Below are 24,357 nucleotides of genomic sequence, written 5' to 3'. Positions count from 1 at the left end.
AAGCACTTCTCCGCCTGGCCCGACAACGGATCAACGTGCTGTTCGCCATGCTCCGCGACGGCACCTTCTACGAACCCAGAACCCCACGCCTCGCTTGACGAAAGACATAGAGGCACCCCCCCCGACCGCCCCGGTCGGGCCGAGCCAGGTCGGCAGACACGACGCGAGCCCGCCCGCCGTCTCGGCCGAGACCGTCACACGCAGGTGGGCGGGCACCCCTCTCCCGCCCACGCAGCTGAGCCCGAGCCCCGAGCCTCGACAGGTCTACCGGCTGACCGGCCGAGGCGCGCGCCACACCTGAGACACCCGCCGCCACCCTGCACCCGGCACCCCGTCCGCCAAGCCCCACCCCGGCCCAGGCCGAGCGCAGCGCTTACGCGTCGATGCGCGACCGGTCCAGCGTCGCCGCCGAGCTGGAGATGAACTCCTTGCGCGGTGCCACGTCGTTGCCCATCAGCAGATCGAAGACCGTCTCCGCGGAGTCCAGATCGGAGAGGTTGATCCGACGCAGGGTGCGGTGCCGCGGGTCCATCGTCGTCTCGGCCAGCTGGTCGGCGTCCATCTCACCGAGGCCCTTGTAGCGCTGGATGGAGTCCTTGTAACGGATGCCCTTGCTCTGGAACTCCAGCAGCTTGTCGCGCAGTTCGCGGTCCGAGTACGTGTAGACGTACTTGTCCTGGCCCTTCTTCGGCTGGACGATCTCGATGCGGTGCAGCGGCGGCACCGCTGCGAACACCCGGCCCGCCTCGACCATGGGCCGCATGTACCGGTGGAACAGCGTCAGCAGCAGGGTCCGGATGTGCGAGCCGTCCACATCGGCGTCGGTCATCATGATGATCTTGCCGTAGCGTGCCGCGTCGATGTCGAACGTCCGGCCCGAGCCTGCTCCTATGACCTGGATGATCGCGCCGCACTCGGCGTTCTTGAGCATGTCGGTCACGGACGACTTCTGGACGTTGAGGATCTTGCCGCGGATCGGCAGCAGAGCCTGGAACTCGGAGTTCCGCGCCAGCTTGGCCGTGCCGAGCGCGGAGTCTCCCTCGACGATGAACAGCTCGCTGCGGTCCACGTCGTCACTGCGGCAGTCCGCGAGCTTCGCAGGCAGCGAAGAGGACTCCAGAGCCGTCTTCCGGCGCTGGGCATCCTTGTGCTGGCGGGCCGCGATACGCGTCCGGGCGGCGGCGACGGCCTTCTCCATGACCACACGGGCCTGCGCTGCGGCATCGCGCTTCGTGGAGGTCAGGAACGCCTTGAGTTCCGTGGAGATCACTGTGTTCACGATGCGCCGGGCCGCCGAGGTGCCGAGGACCTCCTTGGTCTGGCCCTCGAACTGGGGCTCGGCGAGGCGGACGGTGACGACCGCGGTGAGGCCCTCCAGGGCGTCGTCCTTGACGATGTCGTCCTCGGCGACGCGCAGCAGCTTCTTTGCCCGCAGCACCTCGTTCATCGTCTTGGTGACCGCCTGCTCGAAGCCGGCGACGTGAGTGCCTCCCTTGGGGGTGGCGATGATGTTGACGAACGACCTGAGGGTCGTGTCGTAGCCGGTGCCCCAGCGCATGGCCACGTCGACGCCGAGTTCGCGGGTGACCTCGGTGGGCGTCATCTGACCGTGGTCGTCCAGGACCGGGACCGTCTCCTTGAAGGTGCCCTGGCCGGAGAAGCGGAGGACGTCGTTGACCGGCTTGTCGCTCGCCAGGTACTCGCAGAACTCGCTGATGCCACCGTCGAAGCGGAAGGACTCCTCACCCTTGCTGCCGCCCTCGCCGAGCCCGAACTCGTCGCGGACGACGATGGTCAGGCCGGGCACCAGGAACGCCGTCTGACGGGCACGCTGGTGCAGGTGCTCCAGGGAGAGCTTGGCGTCCTTGAGGAAGATCTGGCGGTCGGCCCAGTAACGCACGCGCGTGCCGCTACGGGTCTTGGGGATCCGTTTGGCCTTGCGCAGCCCGCTGGTGGCGTCGAACCTGGCGTCGGGGCCATTCGCGGCGAAGGCGCCCGGCGCGCCGCGGCGGAAGCTGATCGCATGGGTGTGGCCGCCGCGGTCCACCTCGACGTCCAGGCGGGCCGACAGGGCGTTCACCACGGAGGCGCCCACACCGTGCAGACCACCGGAGGCGGCGTAGGAGCCTCCGCCGAACTTGCCGCCGGCGTGCAGCTTGGTCATCACGACCTCGACGCCGGAGAGGCCGGTCTTGGGCTCGACGTCGACCGGGATGCCCCGGCCGTTGTCCCGGACCTCCACGGAACCGTCGTCGTGGAGGATCACGTCGATGTGGTCGCAGTAGCCCCCGAGGGCCTCGTCCACAGAGTTGTCGATGATCTCCCAGAGGCAGTGCATCAGACCGCGGCTGTCGGTCGACCCGATGTACATACCCGGGCGCTTGCGCACGGCCTCGAGCCCCTCGAGGACGAGCAGGTGCCGCGCGGTGTAGTTGGAACCGTCCCGGTCTGCTCCTGCCAGCAGAGCTGTGGACGGCACGGACGTCTCGGCGGTCACGCGGTTCGCTCCTCGCTGAATTTCAGGTGAGGCCCTCGTGGGCAAGGGCACGGCTTCGGTAGCCGTCAAGAGGGTACCGAGGCCTGGTAGAGCCGTTGTAACGCCACCCTCGTCTGGAGTTAAGACTAGTCCAGAGTCGCATGCACGTTCGATCCCTCGATGGAGTGAAGTACATATCACGTTCCCTTCGAGGCATGAACCATTTAGGCTCCGGGCACGTCCTCATGAACAACCGGCAAGCCAGCCGGGAGGACCAGACATTGACAGACCGCGCGAACCCGTACGACACACAGACACGCAATACGGCACATTCGCCGCCAACCGGCAGCAGACAGCCGGCCTCGAAAGATTTTTTCGAGGAAAAGCCCGGGGCGGGAACGTTTTAGGGCTGGTTGGATGTTGACCCTGGTACGACAGCTCGTCGAGCTAGAGAAGAGGCGACGTGACTACTGTTCTGACCCCCGCGAGCCCACTGACGGCCGCCGATCGCTGCGACCGCTGTGGCGCGCAGGCCTACGTGCGCGTTGTCCTGCTCAGCGGCGGAGAACTGCTCTTCTGCGCCCACCACGGCCGCAAGTTCGAGCCGGAACTCAAGAAGATCGCCGCTGAGATACAGGACGAGACGGAGCGGCTGACGTCCGTTCCGGCATCCGTCTCTGAAGAAGAGCGCTGACACCTCGCATACACGACGAGCCAGCTCCGGCACAGGCCGGTGTACGGGCGGCGCGGCCCCTGCTTCAGGGACCGCGCCGCCCGCGCTCGTACTGCGGATGCCGTCCAGGCACCCTCAGCGGGCCCTGCCGTGGCCGCTCCGCCGGTCCATCCCGCGTAGAGCCTCGGACACGCGCGTATAGACGCCGGGACTGCCCGCCCGACCACAGCCGCTCCCCCAGGACACGAGCCCGATCAGCTTCCCCTGGGCGACGAGGGGCCCGCCGCTGTCCCCCTGGCAGGCGTCGTGGCCGCCTCCGGCCTCCCCGGCGCACAACATGCTCTTGGCCAGGTAGGTGCCGTCGGCGCTGCCCGGATACGCCTTCTCGCACCTGGCGTCGGGCAGCACGTGCACGCGTGTCGCCCGCAGACTGTGTGCGTAGTCACCGCCACCCGTGAGGTCTCCCCACCCGGAGACTGTCGCGCTCGTGCCCGGCTTGTACGCAGCATCGCCGGCTGCTGCCATCGCGATGACCGAGGTGCGCGGCAGCGGTTCGGCGAGGGTGAGCACGGCGAAGTCCTCGGCGTTGCTGTCGCTGTCGAAGGTCGCGCTCACCTGGACGTCTCGTACCGCGATCTCCCGGCCCCGGTCCGAAAGCAGGTCCGTACGGTTCGCGATGACCTTGAGGTCATGGAGGCGCTCCGGCGGCGACCCCAGCACGTCTTCGCCCATGCAATGGGCCGCGGTGAGCACCCTCGTACGACTGATGGCCACACCGCCGCAGAACTGACCCGCACGCGTACCCCCGAACCGGTCACGGCTGGACAGGGCCACCGTCCAAGGACTCTCGGACACGTCGATCGGGAAACTCCCTATGACAACGCTGTCGGCGGCCACGGAGGCAGTGGAAAGCAACGGTATTGCAGTCGCCGCGGCCACCAGGGCCAGCGGCCGGGCCAGCGCCCGGACAATAGGACGACGCATACGAGCTCCTCACTCTGGGATGGTCGTGGGAGACCCAGAGTGATCCAGCCCGTCACACCCCGCACCTGCGCGAGAGCACGAGAAGGCCCGGTTCTCCGCGCGGGAGAACCGGGCCTTCTTCGATGTCGTACGACAGCGACCTAGTCGAGGTAGTCGCGCAGCACCTGGGAACGCGACGGGTGGCGCAGCTTCGACATGGTCTTGGACTCGATCTGGCGGATGCGCTCGCGCGTGACGCCGTACACCTTGCCGATCTCGTCGAGGGTCTTCGGCTGACCGTCGGTGAGACCGAAGCGCATGGAGACGACGCCCGCCTCGCGCTCGGACAGGGTGTCGAGGACGGAGTGCAGCTGCTCCTGCAGGAGCGTGAAGCTGACCGCGTCGGCCGGGACGACGGCCTCGGAGTCCTCGATGAGGTCACCGAACTCGCTGTCGCCGTCCTCGCCCAGCGGGGTGTGCAGCGAGATGGGCTCGCGGCCGTACTTCTGGACCTCGATGACCTTCTCCGGGGTCATGTCGAGTTCCTTGGCCAGCTCCTCCGGGGTGGGCTCGCGGCCCAGGTCCTGGAGCATCTGGCGCTGCACGCGCGCGAGCTTGTTGATGACCTCGACCATGTGCACCGGGATACGGATGGTGCGGGCCTGGTCGGCCATGGCGCGGGTGATCGCCTGACGGATCCACCAGGTGGCGTACGTGGAGAACTTGTAGCCCTTGGTGTAGTCGAACTTCTCGACCGCGCGGATCAGACCGAGGTTGCCCTCCTGGATGAGGTCCAGGAAGAGCATGCCGCGGCCGGTGTAGCGCTTGGCCAGGGAGACCACCAGACGGAGGTTGGCCTCCAGGAGGTGGTTCTTGGCGCGGCGGCCGTCCTCGGCGATGATCTCCAGCTCGCGCTTGAGCTTCGGCGCGAGCTTGTCGGCGTTGGACAGCTTGTCCTCGGCGAACAGACCCGCCTCGATGCGCTTGGCGAGCTCGACCTCCTGCTCGGCGTTGAGGAGGGGGACCTTGCCGATCTGCTTGAGGTAGTCCTTGACGGGGTCGGCGGTGGCACCGGCCGCGGCGACCTGCTGGGCCGGCGCGTCGTCCTCGTCCTCGTCGGAGAGTACGAAGCCCGCGCTCTCGGCGCCCTCGGGCTCGTCGGCGCCCTTGGGGGTGTCCTCGAGCGCCTCCTCCTCGATGACCTCGGCGTCGTCCTTCTTGGCACCGGTCTTCTTGGCCGCCGTCTTCTTGGCGACGGTCTTCTTGGCGGGCGCCGCCTTCTTGGCGACCGCCTTCTTGGCAGCGGCCTGCGTGGCGTCGTCCTCGACGGATGTGTCGGCGGCGGGCGCCTCGGGGGTGGCGGTGGCGGTGGCCTTCTTGGCGGTCACCGTCTTCGCCGCGACCGTCTTGGTGGCGGTGCGCTTGGCCGGACTCTTCGCTGCGACGCTCTTTCGGGTGCGCTTGGGCTCCGCGGCACTGACCATCAGCGTCACACCCTCTTCCTCGAGGATCTGGTTGAGGCTGCGCAGTACGTTCTTCCACTGAGTGGCCGGAATCTGGTCAGCTTCGAAGGCCCGACGCACATCGTCGCCGGCGATCTGCCCCTCAGCCTTTCCCCGCTCAATGAGAGCCATGACAGAGACGGACTCGGCGATCTCCGGCGGGAGCGTACGGGATGTGCTGGCCGACACGAACAACCTCTCGGAACGTTGGAAAACGGCTTCCGGCCCCGTCCAGGACGGACAGGAGCCGACCGCCGGCTTGGGGATTGGGCCGACGGCGCGGGCGAGGCCGGGAAGATGCACAGCGCCGCAAACGGCGTCCGTATTCCCTCCTCGGCTGTCACCTCTTAGGTCATCGCGCTGTTTCCCCGAGTGTTACGCCCAATCTGCGTGGTCCGAGTCACATCCCGTAAGCGCTCAAAAGCGATCAGACATGGACATATCGGGTCACCCATGGCTGAGACCGGGGCTTTCCCAAGGTCGCCGCGGCCCGTGGCGCCGTCGGACCCCGCAGGATCCCGGAGATCCTGCGGGGTCCGACGGAGGCGGTCCGGCGGCCGAGCCGTGCCCCAGGAGGGGGAGGCACCTCCCGGCCGCGCCGCCCGCGGGGTGCGGTCAGTGTTCGCGCGGCGCGGGCACCACGCGCTCCACCTCGGGGTGGACGGTGAGCAATTGACGCATGGCCGACTCGGCCGCCGCGCCGTCCCCTGCACCGAGGGCGTCGACGATCCTGCCGTGATGCGCCAGCGACGCCTCGTTCGGCCGGTCGCAGCCGGTCACCGGGCCACCAGAGACCTGGAGGGCGGCCGAGACGATCCCGGAGAGGTGCTCCAGCATGCGGTTGCCGGCAACCTGGATGAGCAGGGAGTGGAACTCGGCATCGGCGCGGGAGAAGGTGATGGCGTCACCCTGCCCCATCGCGTGGCCCATGATCTCGACCATGTCGGCCAGCCGCTGCTGGACGTCCTCCCGCCCGTGCCCGGCGGCGAGGCGGGCGGCGAGCGGTTCCATCGTCCAGCGCAGTTCGCTCAGCTCGCGGCGCTGGTCGTCGCGCTGCGGCCCGAAAGCGCGCCATTCGATGATGTCCGGATCGAGGAGGTTCCAGTCACTGACCGGGCGCACACGCGTACCGACGTTCGGGCGGGCGCTGACCAGGCCCTTGGCCTCCAGGACCCGGAGCGACTCACGGACGACGGTGCGGGAGACCTCGAAACGCTGGCCGATTTCCTCGGGCACCAGCGGCCGGTCGGCGCCCAGATCGCCGGAGACGATCATCTGGCCCAGTTGCTGGACGAGTTGGCCGTGCAGCCCGCGTCCGCGGCTGCCCGCGGCGCGCCGGCCCACGCGGCCCAGCTCAGGGTCCGCGCTCTCCCAGGCGGGGGCTCCGACGCGGTCGACCACGTGGGCCTCGGCGTAGGGGTAGCGGTCGAGATCGCCCGGGCCGGCCAGACCGGAGTCGGCGGAGCGGGCGGCGGTCATCATGGTGTGCGCAAGGGTACTCACGGATCCTTTGTCGGCGCCCTCTCCAACTCCCTTGAGGTCTTTGGTGAAAAGCACACGAAAGGGTGATCGCTCACCCCGTCGCAATTGACGCCTTATCGGAAAGAAATGGGCTTTCCTCAGGGAGTTGTGCACAGGGTAGGGCGAAAGCGCGCGGACGGTTGTCATCGGGCCCTGCTGCGCAGGGTGGTGAGCAGATACGCGCAGAGCAGAGCGGTGAGCGACAACGTCAGGGCACCGCCCACGGGTTGGGCGATCACCCTCGCCACCGCCGACAGATAGCGCTCTCCCCCGAAGGGCCACTGCAGCAGGAACACCTCGTGCAACCGCAGCGGAAGCTCGGCCGCCATCCGCACGGACGATCCCGCCAAGGCCTTCTGTACGAGCGGAACGACGAGGACCGGTACGGAGATCACGGCGGCGAGTCCTGCCGTGGTGGACCGGAAGACACCGGCGGCCAGCACTCCGGCCCAGGCACATCCGACGACCAGTCCGAGCCAACTCGCGCTCAGTGAAAGCCAGTCCGCGGGAACTTGCATGAGCTCCCGTCCGTAGACGATGTAGAGGGCTTCGGCGTCGCAGCCGACCGTGAGGAAGGCCAGCATCAGCGCGGTGACCGTGGCGACGAGGAGCTTTGCGGCGAGCAGCCCCAGCCGGCGGGGCACGGTGCCGCGATCGGCCGCCAGCGCGGGATGGCGGAACTCGTCGCCGAAGGCCAGCGCACCGAGGAGCCCCGCACCGAGCGCGGCGGGCGGCAGCGGCAGCTCGCGCGGCCACGCGGCCAGCAGGCGCGACTGCGGGGTGTGTCCGATCCGAGCCAGGACGACGGCTGCGACGGCGGACACGACGAGCACGGCGGCCCCGGTGACGAACCCCGTGCCGATGCCGGCGGCGCGACGGATTTCGTAGCGAAGAGGGCGGAGGGGGCTGCGAGCCGGGCGGACGGAGATGGGCGGCGGAAGGGAGGGCGGGCTGTCGGGGGCACCGGCTTCAGTCGGCCGCAGGGCCGGCGTCCGGGCCGGCCCGGACGACACGCGTGACTCAGGTGCGCCGACGGGTGACTTCGGCGCGCCGACGCCACCGGGCGCGTCGGCCGGAGCGGGGGATCGCGGTTCGGGGTGCGCCTCGCGGGACGCATCAGCCGGACTCGGGGAATTCGGTTCGACGCCTCCCGGCCAGGACGCCTCGGGTGCGGCTGCAGGCGCCGAGCAGTGCCGCGCCTCGCCGGGCTCCGGGGCCCCGTCCGCCGCGCGCGGCTCGGCAGGCGCCGACGGCTCGACGGCGGATTCCGTCTCCCCTGCGGGGAGTTCCACAGCTCCGGGTCCCATGTCCCCGATCTCGTCGGCCAATTGGTGTACGAGGATGCCGTGCCGGAACGCGGTCTCTCCGATGTCGGCGCAACTACTGCCGTACACGGAGAGCCGGTTGCCGCCCTCGTGTACGACTTCGACGGAGCGCTGCGCGGTGCGGGCCTCCTTGGTGAGCAGGGCGGCGAGGCGCACGACATGTGGGCTGCGGACGGCGACGCGCGGGCGCAGCCGGGTGCGGGCGAAGTCCTCGGCGTCCTGGTCGGCCACGAGCCTGCCCTGCTTCAGGGTGACGACCCGGTCGGCGCTGCGCGCGGCCTCCTTGGGGTCTGCCGTGGTGAGCAGGACCGTACCGCCCTGGGCGGCGTGCGCGTGCAGCATGCCGTACAGCCAGCGCGCCTCGCGAGGGGAGAGACCGCCGGCGGGTTCGTCGAGTACGAGCGTGTGCGGGTCGGGCAGCAGGGCGCAGGCCAGGCCGAGGCGGCGGTCCATGCCGCGCGAGAGGGTGCCGAGGCGTTCGTCGCGCAGGCTGGCGAGGCCGACCACCTCGAGGACCTCGTCGGCGCGGCGGGCGGGGACTCCTGCGGCGGCGCACAGCATGCGGAGATGGCCGCGGACGGTGCGGGCCGGGTGTCCCGGTACATCACCCAGGAGCACGCCGACTTCGCGCCCCGGGTGGGCGATGCGGTGCAAGGGGCGGCCCTTGAAGTAAGTGATGCCACGGCCCTGTTGGAGTTCGAGCATGAGTTTGAGTGCGGTCGTCTTGCCCGCCCCCGGCGCGCCGAGCAGCGCGGTGACGCGGCCTGCGCGTACGTCGAAGGAGACGTCGTCGACGGCGGGCGGAAGCTCCTTGCGGGGATTGCTGGTCAATCCGTAGGCCTGGATCACCCGAAGCAAGATAGCGCGCTATGTCCGATTTTTCGGGTATAGCGTGGCCCGCTCTGCAGGCCGTTACCGGTCTGCCCGGAACTCTGCCATCACACTTCGGGGCGCAGCATCGGGGGGTTGAGCAGTGTGGCGCCGCCGGCCCGGAACAACTGGGCGGGGCGGCCGCCCTGGCGTGTGGTGGTCCCACCGGTGGGGACGAGAAAGCCCGGTGTGCCCGTCACCTTGCGGTGGAAGTTGCGCGGGTCGAGCGCAACTCCCCACACCGCCTCGTAGACCCGGCGCAGCTCGCCGACGGTGAACTCGGTGGGGCAGAAGGCCGTGGCGAGAGACGAGTACTCGATCTTGGAGCGGGCGCGCTCCACGCCGTCGGACAGGATCTGGGCGTGGTCGAAGGCGAGTGGCGCCACCGGTTCGCCGTCACGCCCGTAACCGCCCTGCTGCAGCAGTTCCTCGACCGCCGCCCAGCGCGCATTGCTGGCGTCGCCGCCCGCTCGGGGGGCGGGCAGGTCGGGGGCGAGTGCCAGGTGGGCGACGCTGACCACGCGCATCCGCGGGTCCCGCTTGGGGTCTCCGTAGGTCGCGAGCTGCTCCAGGTGGGCACCGTTGTCCTGGGCGGGAACGGCCGGGTTGTGGGTGCGCAGCCCGGTCTCCTCGGCCAGCTCTCGTGCGGCTGCCTGCGCCAGATCCTCGTCGGCCCGTACGAAGCCGCCCGGGAGCGCCCAGCGCCCCTGGAACGGGGGTTCGCCCCTGCGTACCGCCAGCGCGCACAGGGCATGACGGCGCACGGTCAGCACGACCAGGTCCACGGTGACGGCGAAGGGCGGAAATGCTGACGGGTCGTAGGGCATGCGGCGATCATAGTCGTCTGCCTGACGATAAACACTCCCTTCGTTGGCCGCTTCGATGGCTGATCCACTTCGGTCCGGTATGAGCCTCATCCCCTGGTTGCGGACCTGTGCGGTGTACGTCGTCCGAGGTCACACTCCCAATTGCAGTCCGTCGGCCGCCTCCTCGACCATGGCGAGGCCGAGTCGGCTGACCCTTACAGAGAAGGGGGCCCCGGCGATCTGCAGTCCCCGCAGGACGATCTCTCCGAGCGGTGCACTGTGCATGGGCCGCAGTGTGACCGTCCCGGCCGGAGCGTCCGGTCGGACACCCGCGAGAGTCACCAGCAGCAGCACGCCCGAAGCCGCCGCGGTGGCGGCGGGACGACAGGCCGCCGGGTGCGGGAGTGGAGCGCTCCCGTCGGTGCGCTGCTCCCCCGCATACATCTCGGGCAGCCGGTGCCCGAAGCTCTCGGCCGCCGCCAGGGCGCCCCTCAGCAGTGAACCCGCCTCCTTCTCGTAGCCTGCGGTGGCCAGGCCTGCGACGGCGATCGCCGTCTCGTGGACCCTCACAGCACCGCTGCGGTGGCCGAACGGGTTGTATCCGGCTTCCTTCGCGCCGAGTCCGCGCAGCCCCCAGCCCGAGTCCATACCGAGGCCGCCGAGCAGGCGGGCGAGCTGTTCGGTCTGCACCTTGTCGAGCAGCCCAGGGGCCGGCTCGCCACCGCCGAGCAGGCCGGTGTCGAGGAGATGAGCGGCGGCGGCGCCCAGGTGCGGCACCGGGGTGCCGTCGGGGGCGCGGGCGGCGGCAGGCCTGCCGCCGCCCCGGTCGTCGATCCAGAAGTCCTGCCTGAACGCCGCACGCAGCGCCTGGGCCCAGTGCCGCAACTCGGTGCCGCCCGGTCTCCCGCAGGCATCGAGCAGATCGGCACCGAGCAGGGCGGCACGGTGGGCGTGGGCCTGCGTCTCGCAGCGGACGGGACCGCCGGGGTGCGGGTCGCACAGGTAGGTGCCGTCGCCCACGGTCGTCCGCAGCCAGGCCAGACAGCGCTCGGCCGTCGGCAGCAGTTCCTCCGTCTCGGCCTCGGGAAGGCCCCAGCGACGGGCCTCCGCGAGGAGCGAGGGGAAGAGCAGCGTGGCTTCCGTGCCGGTGCAACCCGGGGGCAGATGGATGCCCGCGTCCCGTCGTGGCCCGGGGATCATGCCGGACTGCGGCCCCACGCCCCGGAGTTGGGTGCGGGCGAGGAAACGCAGCGTGCCTGCGGCGAGCCGGGTACCGAGGGGCAGCGTCATCCGTGCCGCGGCCAGTGCCTCGGCAGGGGCCGGACCGCAGCGCCAGGGGGCACCTGCCGCGAGATGGATGTCGGAAGGGTGCTCGGGGTCGCGCAGCAGGAGGGCTTGGAGATCCTCGACGCTGGTCCGCAGCAACGGCTGGACCCTGGGGTCGTCACCGGCCGCCCGAGCGGCGGCGAGAGGGCTCGTGGCAGTACGGCTCACGGCCCGGACAGGTCCCGCCCCGTCCAGCCGTATCCGCAGCTCCACGCTTGTGCTGCCGCCGGGGGGCAGCACGAATTCCCAGCGCAGCAACCCGGCGGAGGCCAGGGCGTCCGCGGGCGGCGGATCTGCCGTGACCGACGAGTTCCCGGTGGCGCACGACCAGCGCAGGCCCGATCCGTGCACGCTGGCGGGCAGTTCGGGCCCAGCGGTGCCGGACGCGATGGCGCCCAGGTCGGCCAGGTCCGTACCGAGGGCGACTTCCAGCGGCACACGCAGGGGGCGCCGGGCCGCGCTGTGCAAGGTGATGCGCTCCGTCCCGTCCGCATGGCGAATGCGCTCGACGACGACGTCCGGGTCCGGGCCGGAATGCGGCGAGGCGCGCAGCGTGCCCACGAACCGGGCCCGGTCGGCCGAGGTCATTCGGCCTTGCACCGCCAGCGGTTCGCGCCCGGCCACGCGGACCTGGCAACGGGAGAGCACGCGCCGGCCCGACCGGTAGAACCCTTCCAGCCCCTGCCCCGTCATCTGCCCGTGCTCCGAGGAGATGGCGAGTGCCGGGAGGGCGACGCAGATCATGGCGGTGTGGGTGGAGGGCAGTTCGACGGCCCGGAGGGGTGCCGGGAGCGAAGCCGCTCGGGTCGGCGGGGCCGCTCCTGGAGGCGGGGAGGCCGACGAGCGGGGTGTCTGGCCTGCGGGTGAGGGCAGGGCCCGGCCCTGCCCTGCGGGTGGCGGCAGTGAGCTTCGTCGGCCTGTGAGCGGGTCGGAGGGCTGCCCCGGGTCGGCCGCCCCGGCTGGGAGTTGGTCCTGACGCGTTGGCTGGGACACAGGGTGGCTCCGCTCGGTCGGCTCGAGTGCAAAGGGCCTGGGGTCGTGCGGGTGAACGGCAGTGCGGCCCTGGGCGGTCGGGCTGCCAGGGGGCCGTTCCTGATGGACCACCCCGGTTGTCGGCCCGGCTCGGTCCGTCGGCGCAGGCGGGCACCAGTCCTGCCCGCCGGGCGGGGAGACACGTGCGGCGTCGGCCTCGGACCAGGGCTCGCGCCGGGCGGCACGGTCCGCGGGTGCAGGCGGGCGGGCGCCCGGCCCGGGAGGCAGCGTGGACCGGCTTGCGGAAGGGGCATCGCCGGTGGCGGAGGGCGGAGTCGGCTGAGGCATGGGGCGGCTTCTTCTGCGCTCGGTGCACCTCGGGCGTGTGCGGCGCCGGGTGGGGGATCCGGACGGACGTGGACTGTATGGCGGCCGGCCCATCCGGGCGTTCCGCCACTCAGGTGAACGGAAGAGCGGTCCTCCGGGTCACGCCCGCGGCCGCCCTGCCCGGCCGAACGGTGGCGACCTTGATCACCGCCGACGACTTCCCTTTGCCGCGCGCGGCTCGCCCCACGACTGCCGTCGATCCGGCCGCACCGACCAGTACTCGCCAAGCGTTTCCTCATGCCTCCCCCTCTGTGCCGTCGCTTCCCGGCCGCAAGCCTTCCGGGCACTGTTCGCCGCGGCGCGCGACACCCTTGCCGGGGGTACGCGGGCGCGTACGGCCCGTTCGTCCGGAGCCGGGATGGGTGCCGCCCGCCACTGATGTCCGCGGGCGAGGGACACTCGTACCGCTCCCCCGGCCTTCTGTCCTCGCCGAGCGGGAACGGCTGCGGACCGTGCTGCTGGAACGGACCCGGCGCCGCGGACGGGATGCGTCCTCCGAGACGGATCCCGACTCCGACACTGATTCCGGCGCCCGCTCCGACTCGATGGCCCCGGCCGTCGGCTCTGCGGTTTCCTCCCTGCCCTGCCGCTGCTGGACGACCGTCCCCCCGCGGTCCTGTCGCTCCGCGCGCAGGCAGCGGCGGATCGACTCCGGGTCCAGCCCCTCGTTGCATGCCTGGTGCAGCAGGCGGGCGAAGAGGTAGCCGGGATCCGCGCCGAGCGCCATGGCGAGGGCTTCCCGGGCCTCCAGGTCGTCACCCGTGGACCAAGCGACCCAACCGGCCAGCGTCAGCGGTGCCGCAGCGTGTTCGCCGTAGGGTCCGACGCACCGGCGGGCCAGGGCCCGCCAGAGGCGGAGTGCGAGCGTGGCCTCCTCGCCCTCCATCCACTCGGCCGCGCAGTCTCGGGTCGCGCGGTCCTGCAGGCCGAGAATCAGCCTCGCCGCTTCGTCGTGCGCGAGCAGCTCGTCATCGCGCAGATCCGCCGTGCGCATGCCGGACACGGGCGGTGCGCCGGCCAGTCGGCGCATGATCCGCGCGGACAGTTCCAGCGTCTCCTGTGCGACACCGTCGCGGCCGGCGCCGTCGAGGATCCTGGGGACCAGGGTCATGCTCGCGCCGTCCAGGGCGCTCTCCTGCTCCAGAGCGGCCGCGGTCTCCCAGGGCAGCAGCCTGGCCCGCAGTTCGCGCAGAGTGCCGCGTACCTGCATGCCTGCGTAGGTGGCAGCGGCGGCCAGCACGGAGGTGCCGGGCAGGCCCATGGGGAGGCCCTCGGGCGGGCAGCACGCCTCGTTCCCGCAGCAGTACGACCAGAAGCGGCCGTCCGAGATGCACAGCGCCTCGATCACCGGCACATCGAGCTGACCGCACTCGACGCGCAGTTTCTGGGCGAGCGGGCGCAACCGCTCCATGACCTGCCGACCCGACTCGCCCTTCGCGGGTTCCTGGCAGAGATAGGCGACCATCTGTTCGGGCCGGGCTCCCCTGCGCTCACTGCCCGTGACCAGCCCGTGAGCCAACTGCTGGGCCACCGAAGCCCAGTCGTCGGCACTCGTGGGAATGCCGAGCCGGGCACGGCCGCCGAAACGGCCGCGGCCGTCCCTGTCGTGCAGGGCGACCAGAACGATGCTTTCCTCCGGCCGGTAGCCCAACAGATAAGGGAGGGCATCGGCCAGTTCGGCCGGGGTGCGCAGCGTGACCTGGTGTTCGGGGCCGTGACTCTCGTAGGCGGTGCAGTCGACGTGGTCCGGGCGGCCCGGGCGCTCGTCGTGCGCGTCCTGTGCACCGTGCGTGCCGTACGCGTCGCGTCGGCCGTGGTCGTCCGAAGCGGCCGGGCCGATGCGCTTGCCCCGTCGCGCGGGTTCGCCGTGTCCGTCGTGGGGCTCGGTGCCGTCGCGTCCGGCGGCCTTGCCGTTTTCGGGGGATCCAGTGGTTTCGCCGTGGTTCGTCATGCGCAGACGATCTCGCGGATCCCGATATTCCGGTTTGCCCTGTGGATAAGTCAGACCAGGGACACGTCAAGTCGATGTTCGGCGGGTGCGACTTGCCCGATGCCCGACGGCGGCGGGTGCCTCCCCCCGCCCTCTCCTCCACGGGCGTGGTCCGGCTTGTCAGTGCCGTCCTGTTTCATGGGATGCATGGAGCACACGAGCAACGCGGAACTCCGGGCGGCCGCCGACGCGGTCCTCGCCCGCCTCGTCGGGGACGCCACGGGCCGGGCCCGGCTGCGCGAGGACCAGTGGCGGGCGATCGAGGCGCTGGTCGCCGACAGACGCCGGGCGCTCGTCGTGCAGCGCACGGGCTGGGGCAAGTCCGCGGTCTACTTCGTGGCGACGTCGCTGCTGCGGGCCCGGGGCAGTGGACCCACGGTCATCGTCTCCCCGCTGCTCGCGCTGATGCGCAACCAGGTCGAGGCCGCTGCTCGGGCGGGCATCCATGCACGGACGATCAACTCCTCGAACACCGAGGAGTGGGACACCGTTCAGGACGAGATCGCCGCCGGTGAGGTCGACGTCCTGCTGGTCAGTCCGGAGCGCCTCAACAACCCGGATTTCCGGGATCAGGTGCTGCCCAGGCTCGCCGCCGCCACCGGACTCCTCGTGGTGGACGAGGCTCACTGCATCTCCGACTGGGGGCATGACTTCCGCCCGGACTACCGGCGGCTGCGTACCATGCTCAGCGATCTGCCGCCGGGCGTGCCGGTGCTCGCGACCACTGCCACCGCCAACGCACGCGTGACCGCCGACGTCGCCGAACAGCTCGGCACCGGGGGCTCGTCGGACGCCCTGGTGCTGCGGGGCCCGTTGGACCGGGAGAGCCTGAGTCTGAGCGTGCTGCGGCTGCCCGACGCCGCACACCGTATGGCCTGGCTCGCCGACCACCTGGGCGAGCTGCCGGGTTCCGGGATCATCTACACCCTCACCGTGGCCGCCGCCGAGGAGGTCACTGCCTTCCTGCGGCACCGCGGCCACACGGTCGCCGCCTACACCGGCAAGACCGAGAACGCCGACCGGCAGCAGGCCGAGGACGACCTCCTCGCCAACAGGGTGAAGGCCCTGGTCGCGACCTCCGCGCTGGGCATGGGGTTCGACAAACCTGACCTCGGATTCGTGGTGCACCTCGGCTCGCCGTCCTCGCCCATCGCCTACTACCAGCAGGTGGGCCGCGCCGGGCGCGGCGTCGAGCACGCCGAGGTGCTCCTGCTGCCGGGGAAGGAGGACGAGGCGATCTGGGAGTACTTCGCGTCGCTCGCCTTCCCGCCGGAAGACCTGGTACGCCGCACTCTCGACGTCATCGCGCGGGCGGACAGGGCCTTGTCACTGCCCGCCCTGGAGCCCTTGGTGGAGCTGCGCCGCTCCCGCCTGGAGACCATGCTCAAGGTTCTCGACGTGGACGGAGCGGTGAAGCGGGTCAAGGGCGGCTGGATCGCAACCGGGCAACCGTGGACGTACGAGGCGGAGCGTTACGACTGGGTCGCGCGGCAGCGCAGGACCGAGCAACAGGCGATGCGCGAGTACTCCTCGACAGCCGACTGCCGCATGGAGTTCCTGCAACGCCAACTGGACGACGAGGGCGCCAAGCCCTGCGGCCGCTGCGACAACTGCGCCGGGGCGCGGTTCACCACGGACATGTCCACGACCGCACTGGACGCGGCACGCGACGATCTCGGTCGGGCAGGCGTCGAGGTGGAGCCACGCCGTATGTGGCCGACCGGCCTGCCTGCGATCGGCGTCGAGCTCAAGGGACGCATCCCGATCGGTGAACAGGCCGCACCCGGGCGGGCGTTGGGCCGCCTGTCGGACATCGGCTGGGGCAACCGGCTGCGGCCGATGCTGGCGCCGCACGCCCCCGACGGCCCCGTGCCGGAAGACGTGACGAAGGCCGTTGTGGGCGTGCTCGCCGACTGGGCGAAGGGGCCTGGTGGATGGGCCTCGGGAGCGGCTGACTCGCAGCCACGCCCGGCGGGTGTCGTCACCGTCTCCTCGCGCACCCGCCCCCAGTTGATCAGCTCCCTGGGCGCGCGCATCGCGGAGGTCGGCAGGCTGCCGTTGCTCGGCTCCGTCGAGTACACGAGCGACGCGCCCCAAATCTCCCGCAGCAACAGCGCACAGCGTCTGAAGGCACTGGCCGGCACGCTGACCGTGCCGCCCGCCCTCGCTTCCGCCCTCGCCGAGGCCGCGGGCCCGGTCCTCCTCGTGGACGACTTCACCGAGACCGGCTGGACGCTCGCGGTCGCGGCCCGAATGCTCCGACGAGCCGGTGCGCAGGGGGTGTTGCCACTCGTCCTGGCCGTCCAGAGCTGACCGCGGCGCAGCACCGCACGCCCGCTCGGGATGCCTGCCTTGAGCCCCCTCCGCCCAACGGTGGACCAACTCCGGGCGAACTGTCGGCTCATGCGTCGTGACGCAACGCACTGGGTAGGGATATAAACCGCAGACCGCCGCCTTTCGGTCAGTGGCCCCAATTGCTCGTTGCCGCATCCAAGTTCGACAGGAAGAATTGAAGTCCGCTCCCCGCACGGCTCGTCCGTGGTCCGGTAGGGCTCTGCTGCGGCGTGCGCTCCCCTGAACAAGACCCCGCCCGCAGTGTGGGCGCGTAGCCGAAGGGAGGACCGTGACCTTCGGATTCGCTCCGTCCTCGGCGGCATCCACGTCGACGTCTGCCGACCTGTCCGCCGCATCCGCCAACCCTCTCACCCGCATGCTCGAACCCGCCGAGTGGGCCGCCGCCGGAATTCCCCTGCTGCGCAACCCCCGAGAGGTCGTGAGCGGACTCCATTCCCGGCATCAGCCAAGGCACGCGACAGCAGTGGTGGCCGTCCTCGACCCGGACGAACGCCTTTGCGCGAGCGCCTCGTTCACCCGCCGTCCGGCTCCGGCCGACGGCTGGATGTTCCGCAACACGCTGCTTGCGCAGCTTCGCCGGGTCATCCCGCACGACCTGCGGCGCCGCACACCGGTGCGCACCGCGGTGCTGCTCTACTGCCGCGAGGGCGACGCGCGTTGGACCGAGGAGGACGGCGCATGGATGTGGGGTCTGCGTGACGCGTGCACATTGCACGGACTGCGCTGCGGGGCGTACATCACGCTGACCCGGGACGGCTGGCAGGTGCTGGGCGAGGGCCGCAGCGGGCGCCGCCCCAACGCGGACTCCTCACCGGAGTCCTTGGGCATGTCCGAGGCGCCGCCTCCGCTGCCACGCACCGGTGGTGCCGCCTCTGAGGTCCTGCGCCGCGCTGCGGCCCGCTGAGAACACGGACGGGCCACGCCCGACCGGCCGCCGCGCTCCCCTCGTACGCCCCCCTTCGACGGCGTACCGAACGAGGAGATTGGCACGGGACGGTCAGGGCTGCCCGACGGCACTCCGAGCAGCCACCACCGCATGCTTTGGGACACCTACGCGGCGCGGATCACGGGCGCCCGCCACGGCGGGCCGACGCCCTGACGGCCTCGTCACACATCGCTGAATCAGGCGGAAGCAGTCGCGCATCGGGCATCCCGGCGGTATCTGCGCACGCCGCAACGCCCGCTGTGCCGATGCCGCCACAGGGGCGTCGTCGTCGCTCCCGCGTCCTCGTGGACGTACCGGAACAGGCTCAGACGCCCGCGCCCAGCACCGAGTTGATCTGCTGCGGGTCGCCGCAGACGATCAGCAGGGCTCCGGCCCGGGTCAGGGCCAGCGGCAGGACGGCGGCGGCCGCTGCTTCGGGGCCGCCGTTGACGGCAACCACGACCACGGGGCGCGAGGCTGCGCGAGGGGCGGCAGTGGCGTCCGTGTAGAAGACGTCGTCGCCCGCGTCGTGCTGCGCCCAGTAGGGGGCTTCACCGAAGGACAGCTCGTGGGCGGCCCACGGATGCTGTTCACCGGTGGTGATCACCAGTACGTCGCCGGGGGCACGACCCGAGTCCAGAAGCAGGTCCACGGCTTCCTCGGCGGCGTCGAGCGCGCCCTCCGCCGAAGCCGGGATCAGCTGGATCTGCGGGGCGGCCGAAGCGGTGACGGCAGCAGGGGCAGCCGGGACCGAAGGTCCGGGCTTGGCCACGGCCACGTCATGCGAAGTGCGCTGCACAGGCGGCGTGGGCCGGAGCGGACCAGGACGGCCGGGCCGCGGCGGAGCCGCGGGACGGGGACCGGGTACGGGACGGGGGGTCGGCGCGGTGCGGCCGCTGGCCGGCGTGGCGCGGGGACCCTGGGCGCTCTCGTGAATCTGAGGCTCCTCGGGAATGAGAGGCATGGGTTGATATTTATCAAACATTGGTGCGGCTCGCGTCGGCGGGTGGCACATGAGTGCGAGCGGAATCGTCAGAAATCGAAGCCGAGCTGACCCTCGATCCCCGGAACGCCTCCGTCCGCCCAACTGCGGGCCTTCTTGAGATGTCGCCACTGGGGCAGCGCATCAAGATACGCCCACGACAACCGGTGGAACGGGGTGGGCCCCCGCTCCGCCAGCGCGGCCTTGTGCACGGGCGACGGATACCCAGCGTTGTCCGCAAAACCGAAGTCTGCATGGTCGATACCCAGTTCGGCCATCATTTTGTCGCGCTGAACCTTGGCGATCACCGAGGCCGCCGCGACCGCCACACACGACTGGTCCCCCTTGATGACCGTACGGACCCGCCAGGGCGATCCGAGATAGTCGTGCTTGCCGTCGAGGATCACCGCGTCGGGGCGGACCGGCAGAGTCTCCAGGGCACGCACCGCCGCCAGGCGCAGTGCCGCGGTCATACCCAGCTCGTCGATCTCCTCCGGCGAGGCGTGCCCCAACGCGTACGAGGTCACCCACTTCCGCAGTTCCACGGCAAGCACGGTGCGTCGCTTGACGGTGAGCAGCTTGGAGTCGGTGAGGCCCTCGGGAGGCCGACGCAGTCCCGTGACCGCCGCACAGACGGTGACGGGGCCGGCCCACGCACCGCGCCCCACCTCGTCGACACCGGCAATGATCTTCGCTCCGGTCGTGGCGCGAAGGGAGCGCTCGACGGTGTGAGTAGGTGGTTCATACGGCATGGCACCCTTAGCCTACGCCCCGCCGATCACCTGGGGACACCCCGCCCCCTCCCCTCTTCACCACCGCGGCGCCCGGCACTCAGCCGCCGCTCGGCCGCAACAGCGGAACCATCAACTGGTCGATCATCTCCTCGAGATCACGATCACCCCATTCGCTTGCGCGCATCTTGGAGCGGTACATCATCATGGCCGGAATGGCATCGAAGACATAGCTGTTGGCCGCGTCGGGTCGCACCTCGTTCCGCTCTATTCCACGGGTGACGACCTCACGGAGCAGCTTGACGGTGGGCTCCACTATCCCGTCGAAGATCACGCCATGGAAGCGCTCCACCTGAATCGGATCGCATTCGTGAATCACGGAGCGGACCGCGAAACCGGGCCGCGAGAACATCGCCTCGCGCGCCTGCCGGCACAGCGCGAGCAGATCTTCACGCACGCTGCCCAGGTCGGGCGCCTCCTCTATGCGCGGCAGTCCGGCCTGCAGGGCGTCAGCGACGAGGTCCTCCTTGGAGGGCCAGCGTCGATAGACGGCGGCCTTGCCGGTCTGAGCACCGGCGGCGACGCCCTCCATGGTGAGGCCGTTCCAGCCGACCGTGCTGAGCTGCTCCAGGGCGGCATCGAGGATCGCGCGTTCGAGTACGGCGCCGCGCCGACGGGGGGAGGCCGCCCGAGCGGGGGCGGCCGTCCAGCGCGAAGTGACCATCTGGGTATCTCCAGCGAACAGGGGGAGCGGGATTTTCGGGGTTGGGCGCGCACCACGCGGCAGCAACGGGGGATTCGCCACGCGACACCAATTTAAGTGAACGCTTGCGTTCACTATTGGGGACTCACTACGGTTGACGCGACAGTGAACGCGAACGTTCACTAACGCATTTGCGGGGGGCCCATAGTGACAGCCTCTCAGTTGATCAAGGAACAGAAGCCAGGTGCGGCCCGCTGGGACGGGCATCCCGGCATTGCGCTCGCAGCCATCGCGGTCTGCCAACTCATGGTGGTACTCGACGCGACCGTTCCATCGCGCGTTTCACCGTCCACGTCGTCGTCATCGTCCGTGAGGAACAAGCGGGGCTCGACCACGCCCTCGACCAGCATCTCAGGCAACGGCGGCCCTTTCGATGGTTCGGGCACCGGAACCGTCTGAATCCCTGAACCTCCACCAGCGCCTCCGCCACGCGCTCGCACGTGCCGTCCGCGCTCCAACGGGTCCAGCGGCTCATGAGGGGCTTGCCCACGCCGTAAGTCATACGTGCAGCGGCCTCGTTCCATGTCTTCGCCATCCGCGCTTTCCACAGGATCGCCTCGACGGCATCACGGACCGGTAGGTCGGTGGACTTGCCCGACCCCCGGCCGGTCTTCGTCACAAGCGGCTGGATGATCGCCCACGCCGCATCGAGAACCTCGACCGGAATGAGCAGACCGCGCTCTTTGAACCACACGCCGACAGCGCAGCTGGAGCGTCCTATGCGTACGGGGACAGGGCTCTGGAGCGTCACTTTGACGTCGATGAGATCGATGACGTCCGCCCGATCCTCATCATTCATGGACGGCATCTGAGTACGAGCTCGTTCGGCGAGGGCACGAAGGTCCCTGGCTCGGCGCTCGGCGGCTTCGTTCTCGCGCTGCCATGCGGCGGCTTCCTCGCGGAGCTTGCGCAGCTGGCCGAGTTCGGTATTCATGGGGCCGGTGGTTTGGGTCACGAGCTGGGTTGCGGCCTCTTGTTCGAGCCCTTGCTGCGCGGCCTGGATGGCCGTCACGGACATCACCGTTGCGATCGCCTTCTCCTGCACCGCGATCTGTGCATCGAGTTCCTCGATACGGTCGGCCTGTCCGCTTCGGGCGCCCAGCGTGGCATCGGCCCATTCCTGGGCCAGCTCCATCAACGCCTCCGGGTTCTTGAGGAGTTTGCTAATGCGCCGCCACACCTCCTGCTCGATCCCTTCCGCATCGATCTGGCTGCAACCGCACACCGGGCTTCCAGCGTGACAGGGCTGTTTGCCCGAGCAGAGATCCACACCGACGAGAAGAAGGAGACAGCCACCGGCTTCTGGAAACGGGGCCCACACCTTCTTCGTCCAGGCAGGGATCACCGTCGAGCGCGTCCTGACCGACAACGGCTCCTGCTACCGCTCACGCGACTGGCGCGATGCCCTGGCGGAAGCCGCGATCACCCACAAGCGAACCCGGCCCTACCGGCCCCAGACCAACGGCAAGGTCGAACGCTTCAAGTGCGCCACGAGGCGCCCGGTCGTATCCCCGGTATAGCCGGGAGGAATTCGGAGGGATATTCCTGGGTCTGATGGCTTACCTGGATCCGAAAGGTGAAGGGGACCGTAGCATGCCAGCCAACCAGAGGCCGGGTCCAGACGTCAGGGACGGTGCTCTGGGGGACCCGCGTGATATGGCGAAAGCTGAATTGCCTGAATCCCAATCTCCAGGAGATGGAAGTTCGCATCCACCGGAAAGACGTCTGAAACCGGTGCCGGTCCTGCGGTCGCTGTGAAAGAAGGCCAAGCAACTTCCGGGACAAGGAGCGATGCCTAGTGAGGGCATTTAAGGAGATGAGTGGGGCGCCTACGTCACGCTATTACGTACGACAGGGACGAACGTGGGATCGCCTAACGGGCGCGAGCCCCATGGCGACGGAGGGGCCATAGTAGTCGCCGGAGTAACGACCGGCCAGGGAGGACGGGAAAGCCGTCTGCATTCGGGCGAAGGGCCCCAGGTGATCGGACGCCCAAAGTCGGGAGGTATGCGAAATGCAGAGCGCCGAGACGGTGCTGGGTGTCCTGCGTGAGCGCGGCAGACGCGGCCTGCCGTGTGAGGAACTGTATCGACAGCTGTTCAACCCGCAGTTGTATCTGCTGGCCTACGGGCGCATTTATGCCAACAAGGGTGCGATGACGCCTGGGGTCACGCAGGAAACCGTGGACGGCATGTCCGTGCGGAAGATCGACCGCATCATCGATGCGATGCGCCACGAGCGTTATCGATTCCGCCCGGTGAGGCGAGTTCATATCCCGAAGAAACAGAACGGAAAGACTCGGCCTCTAGGTCTGCCAACTTGGACGGATAAATTAGTAGGTGAAGTGATACGTCTCCTCTTGGAGGCTTACTACGAGCCTGCCTTCTCCGACCGCTCCCACGGATTCCGGCCAGGAAAAGGGTGCCACACCGCACTGCGGGAGGTGGCCAACACCTGGACCGGAACAACCTGGTTTATTGAGGGCGACATCGCCGACTGCTTCGGGAGCCTCGACCATGAGGTCACGCTCCAGCTGCTGGGCGAGAAGATCCATGACCAGCGGTTCCTGCGGCTGGTGCGCAACATGCTCAAGGCCGGATACCTGGAGGACTGGGTCTGGAACGCGACACTCAGCGGGGCTCCGCAGGGCGGCGTCGTTTCCCCCGTGATCTCCAATATTTACCTGCACAAGCTGGACGAGTTCGTCGAGAAAACCCTGATCCCTGAATACACCCGAGCGAAGCTCCGAGCGCGCAATCCGGAGTACCGAAAGGTGGAGCAAGCGATCGTACGCGCCCGCCGGCGAGGTGACCGTGCTGAAGTGCGATCACTCTATCGGAGGCTGCACAGTCTCCCGAGCCAGGATCCGAATGATCCGAACTACCGGAGACTGCGCTACGTGCGGTATTGCGATGACACCTTGCTCGGGTTTGTCGGGCCGAAGGCCGAAGCCTAGGAAGTGAAACAGCGGATCGCGAAGTTCCTGGGTGACGATCTCAAGCTGGAACTGTCGCAGGAGAAGACGCTGATCACTCATGCCCGTACCAAGAGGGCGAAGTTCCTCGGCTACGAGATCTCAGTAGCAAGCATGAATCAGAAAACAAGACGGCCGTCGGCAAGCGACCGGCGAAATCGCCGGTCAGTATGCGGAGCGGTCGTCCTGCATGTGCCTGCCTCTGTGGTCAAGGCCAAGAGCGCCCCGTACTTGTCGCGCGGAAAACCCGCGTGCCGAAACCCTCTCGTCAACGAGACCGACTATGTCATCGTGGGCAAATATGGGATCGAGTACCGGGGCATCGTCCAGTACTATTTCCTGGCCAGTGATGTCCAACGACTTCACCGGCTGCGCTGGGTCATGGAGACCTCCATGCTCAAGACCCTGGCAAGAAAGCACGGCTCGTCGGTGACGAAGATGACGGCCCGTTTCAAGGCCAAGATCGCGACGCCGCACGGGCCCCGCACGTGCTTCGAGGCCACCTTGGCGCGAGACAGCAGGAGAGAACTGGTCGCCCGTTTCGGGGGAATTCCTCTCAAGCGGCAGAAGACGGCGGAGTTGATGGGACCTGTCCCCGAGTGGTGGACACCTCTGATCCCGGCCCCGGTGAGGGCCGGGTAGGAGGCATCTTTTATGGTGATGAAGGTCTACTCGCCCGAGTTCAAGGCGGACGCTGTCGCGCTGTACCTGTCGGACCCGAGCCATACCTTCGAGGGCATCGGCAAGGACCTGGGGATCAGCCGGGAGACGCTACGCAACTGGGTGCGGGCCGAGCGGGCCCGCCGAGGTGAGAGC

The 24,357-nt window shown here is 69.4% G+C and carries 16 protein-coding genes and 2 pseudogenes; 6 read left to right on the top strand and 12 right to left on the bottom strand.

Features of this window, described 5'->3' with window-relative positions; all coding sequences use genetic code 11:
• Nucleotides 1–373: 373 nt before the first annotated feature.
• Complete coding sequence (locus LJ657_RS47390) at nt 374–2,497, bottom strand: DNA gyrase/topoisomerase IV subunit B (protein WP_232655946.1); 2,124 nt, start codon at nt 2,495–2,497, stop codon at nt 374–376.
• A 442-nt stretch (nt 2,498–2,939) separates the two neighbouring features.
• Here LJ657_RS47390 and LJ657_RS47385 point away from each other — a divergent pair, with 442 nt between their 5' ends.
• On the top strand, nt 2,940–3,170 hold the full coding sequence (locus tag LJ657_RS47385; RefSeq protein ID WP_057611313.1) for a DUF7455 domain-containing protein: 231 nt from the start codon (nt 2,940–2,942) through the stop codon (nt 3,168–3,170).
• A 114-nt stretch (nt 3,171–3,284) separates the two neighbouring features.
• On the opposite strand, the gene LJ657_RS47380 is transcribed toward LJ657_RS47385, so the two are convergent.
• The 7 genes from LJ657_RS47380 to LJ657_RS47350 form a co-directional block, all read right to left on the bottom strand.
• Nucleotides 3,285–4,133 (bottom strand): serine protease, encoded by an 849-nt coding sequence (locus LJ657_RS47380; protein ID WP_232655945.1) that lies wholly within the window; start codon nt 4,131–4,133, stop codon nt 3,285–3,287.
• A 140-nt stretch (nt 4,134–4,273) separates the two neighbouring features.
• Entirely contained in the window at nt 4,274–5,803 is a 1,530-nt protein-coding gene (locus tag LJ657_RS47375) for an RNA polymerase sigma factor (protein WP_308117158.1), read from the bottom strand.
• 426 nt (nt 5,804–6,229) lie between these two features.
• Nucleotides 6,230–7,117 carry a FadR/GntR family transcriptional regulator gene (locus LJ657_RS47370; protein WP_232655943.1) on the bottom strand — a complete coding sequence of 296 codons (888 nt, stop codon included), beginning with the start codon at nt 7,115–7,117 and terminating at the stop codon, nt 6,230–6,232.
• Between the two features lie 161 nt (nt 7,118–7,278).
• Nucleotides 7,279–9,309 carry an ABC transporter ATP-binding protein gene (locus LJ657_RS47365; protein ID WP_232655942.1) on the bottom strand — a complete coding sequence of 677 codons (2,031 nt, stop codon included), beginning with the start codon at nt 9,307–9,309 and terminating at the stop codon, nt 7,279–7,281.
• Between the two features lie 89 nt (nt 9,310–9,398).
• Nucleotides 9,399–10,157: an NUDIX hydrolase gene (locus LJ657_RS47360; RefSeq protein WP_232655940.1), complete on the bottom strand. Its 759-nt coding sequence runs from the start codon at nt 10,155–10,157 to the stop codon at nt 9,399–9,401.
• A 129-nt stretch (nt 10,158–10,286) separates the two neighbouring features.
• Nucleotides 10,287–12,206 carry a glycogen debranching N-terminal domain-containing protein gene (locus LJ657_RS47355; RefSeq protein ID WP_232655939.1) on the bottom strand — a complete coding sequence of 640 codons (1,920 nt, stop codon included), beginning with the start codon at nt 12,204–12,206 and terminating at the stop codon, nt 10,287–10,289.
• A gap of 850 nt (nt 12,207–13,056) precedes the next feature.
• On the bottom strand, nt 13,057–14,772 hold the full coding sequence (locus LJ657_RS47350; RefSeq protein WP_232655938.1) for a DUF4192 domain-containing protein: 1,716 nt from the start codon (nt 14,770–14,772) through the stop codon (nt 13,057–13,059).
• A gap of 186 nt (nt 14,773–14,958) precedes the next feature.
• Here LJ657_RS47350 and LJ657_RS47345 point away from each other — a divergent pair, with 186 nt between their 5' ends.
• Together LJ657_RS47345 and LJ657_RS47340 are read left to right on the top strand one after the other, a co-directional pair.
• Nucleotides 14,959–17,124, top strand: coding sequence for a RecQ family ATP-dependent DNA helicase (locus tag LJ657_RS47345; protein WP_232655937.1), 2,166 nt, complete (start codon nt 14,959–14,961; stop codon nt 17,122–17,124).
• Nucleotides 17,125–17,434: 310 nt separating this feature from the next.
• Nucleotides 17,435–18,070: a hypothetical protein gene (locus LJ657_RS47340; protein WP_232655934.1), complete on the top strand. Its 636-nt coding sequence runs from the start codon at nt 17,435–17,437 to the stop codon at nt 18,068–18,070.
• 346 nt (nt 18,071–18,416) lie between these two features.
• Here the strand turns inward: LJ657_RS47340 and LJ657_RS47335 are convergent, their stop codons facing one another.
• The 4 genes from LJ657_RS47335 to LJ657_RS47320 all read right to left on the bottom strand — a co-directional run bounded on the left by LJ657_RS47335 (nt 18,417) and on the right by LJ657_RS47320 (nt 21,366).
• Complete coding sequence (locus tag LJ657_RS47335) at nt 18,417–19,055, bottom strand: hypothetical protein (protein WP_232655932.1); 639 nt, start codon at nt 19,053–19,055, stop codon at nt 18,417–18,419.
• 68 nt (nt 19,056–19,123) lie between these two features.
• The gene (rnhB, locus tag LJ657_RS47330; RefSeq protein WP_232655931.1) at nt 19,124–19,825 is read right to left on the bottom strand and encodes a ribonuclease HII; all 702 of its coding nucleotides are present in this window, start codon (nt 19,823–19,825) and stop codon (nt 19,124–19,126) included.
• A 79-nt stretch (nt 19,826–19,904) separates the two neighbouring features.
• Nucleotides 19,905–20,528: a TetR/AcrR family transcriptional regulator gene (locus LJ657_RS47325; RefSeq protein ID WP_232655929.1), complete on the bottom strand. Its 624-nt coding sequence runs from the start codon at nt 20,526–20,528 to the stop codon at nt 19,905–19,907.
• A gap of 283 nt (nt 20,529–20,811) precedes the next feature.
• A complete protein-coding gene (locus LJ657_RS47320; protein WP_232655949.1) occupies nt 20,812–21,366 on the bottom strand; it encodes a transposase in 555 nt (184 codons plus the stop codon).
• A 423-nt stretch (nt 21,367–21,789) separates the two neighbouring features.
• Between LJ657_RS47320 and LJ657_RS47315 the strand changes: the two are divergent.
• From LJ657_RS47315 to LJ657_RS47300, 3 genes and pseudogenes are all read left to right on the top strand, one after another.
• Nucleotides 21,790–22,048, top strand: a pseudogene (locus LJ657_RS47315) (DDE-type integrase/transposase/recombinase); the annotation flags it as partial.
• Nucleotides 22,049–22,581: 533 nt separating this feature from the next.
• Nucleotides 22,582–24,138: pseudogene (locus tag LJ657_RS48850) on the top strand (reverse transcriptase/maturase family protein); the annotation flags it as partial.
• Nucleotides 24,139–24,195: 57 nt separating this feature from the next.
• A partial coding sequence (locus LJ657_RS47300) for a transposase (protein WP_232655948.1) occupies nt 24,196–24,357 on the top strand: 162 nt, incomplete at its 3' end.

Origin of the sequence: Streptomyces guryensis, from assembly GCF_021261325.1 — a bacterium.
GTDB lineage: Bacteria > Actinomycetota > Actinomycetes > Streptomycetales > Streptomycetaceae > Streptomyces > Streptomyces guryensis.
The sequence above is the reverse complement of the archived record's forward strand: the minus strand, read 5'-3'. Positions and strand labels throughout refer to the sequence as shown.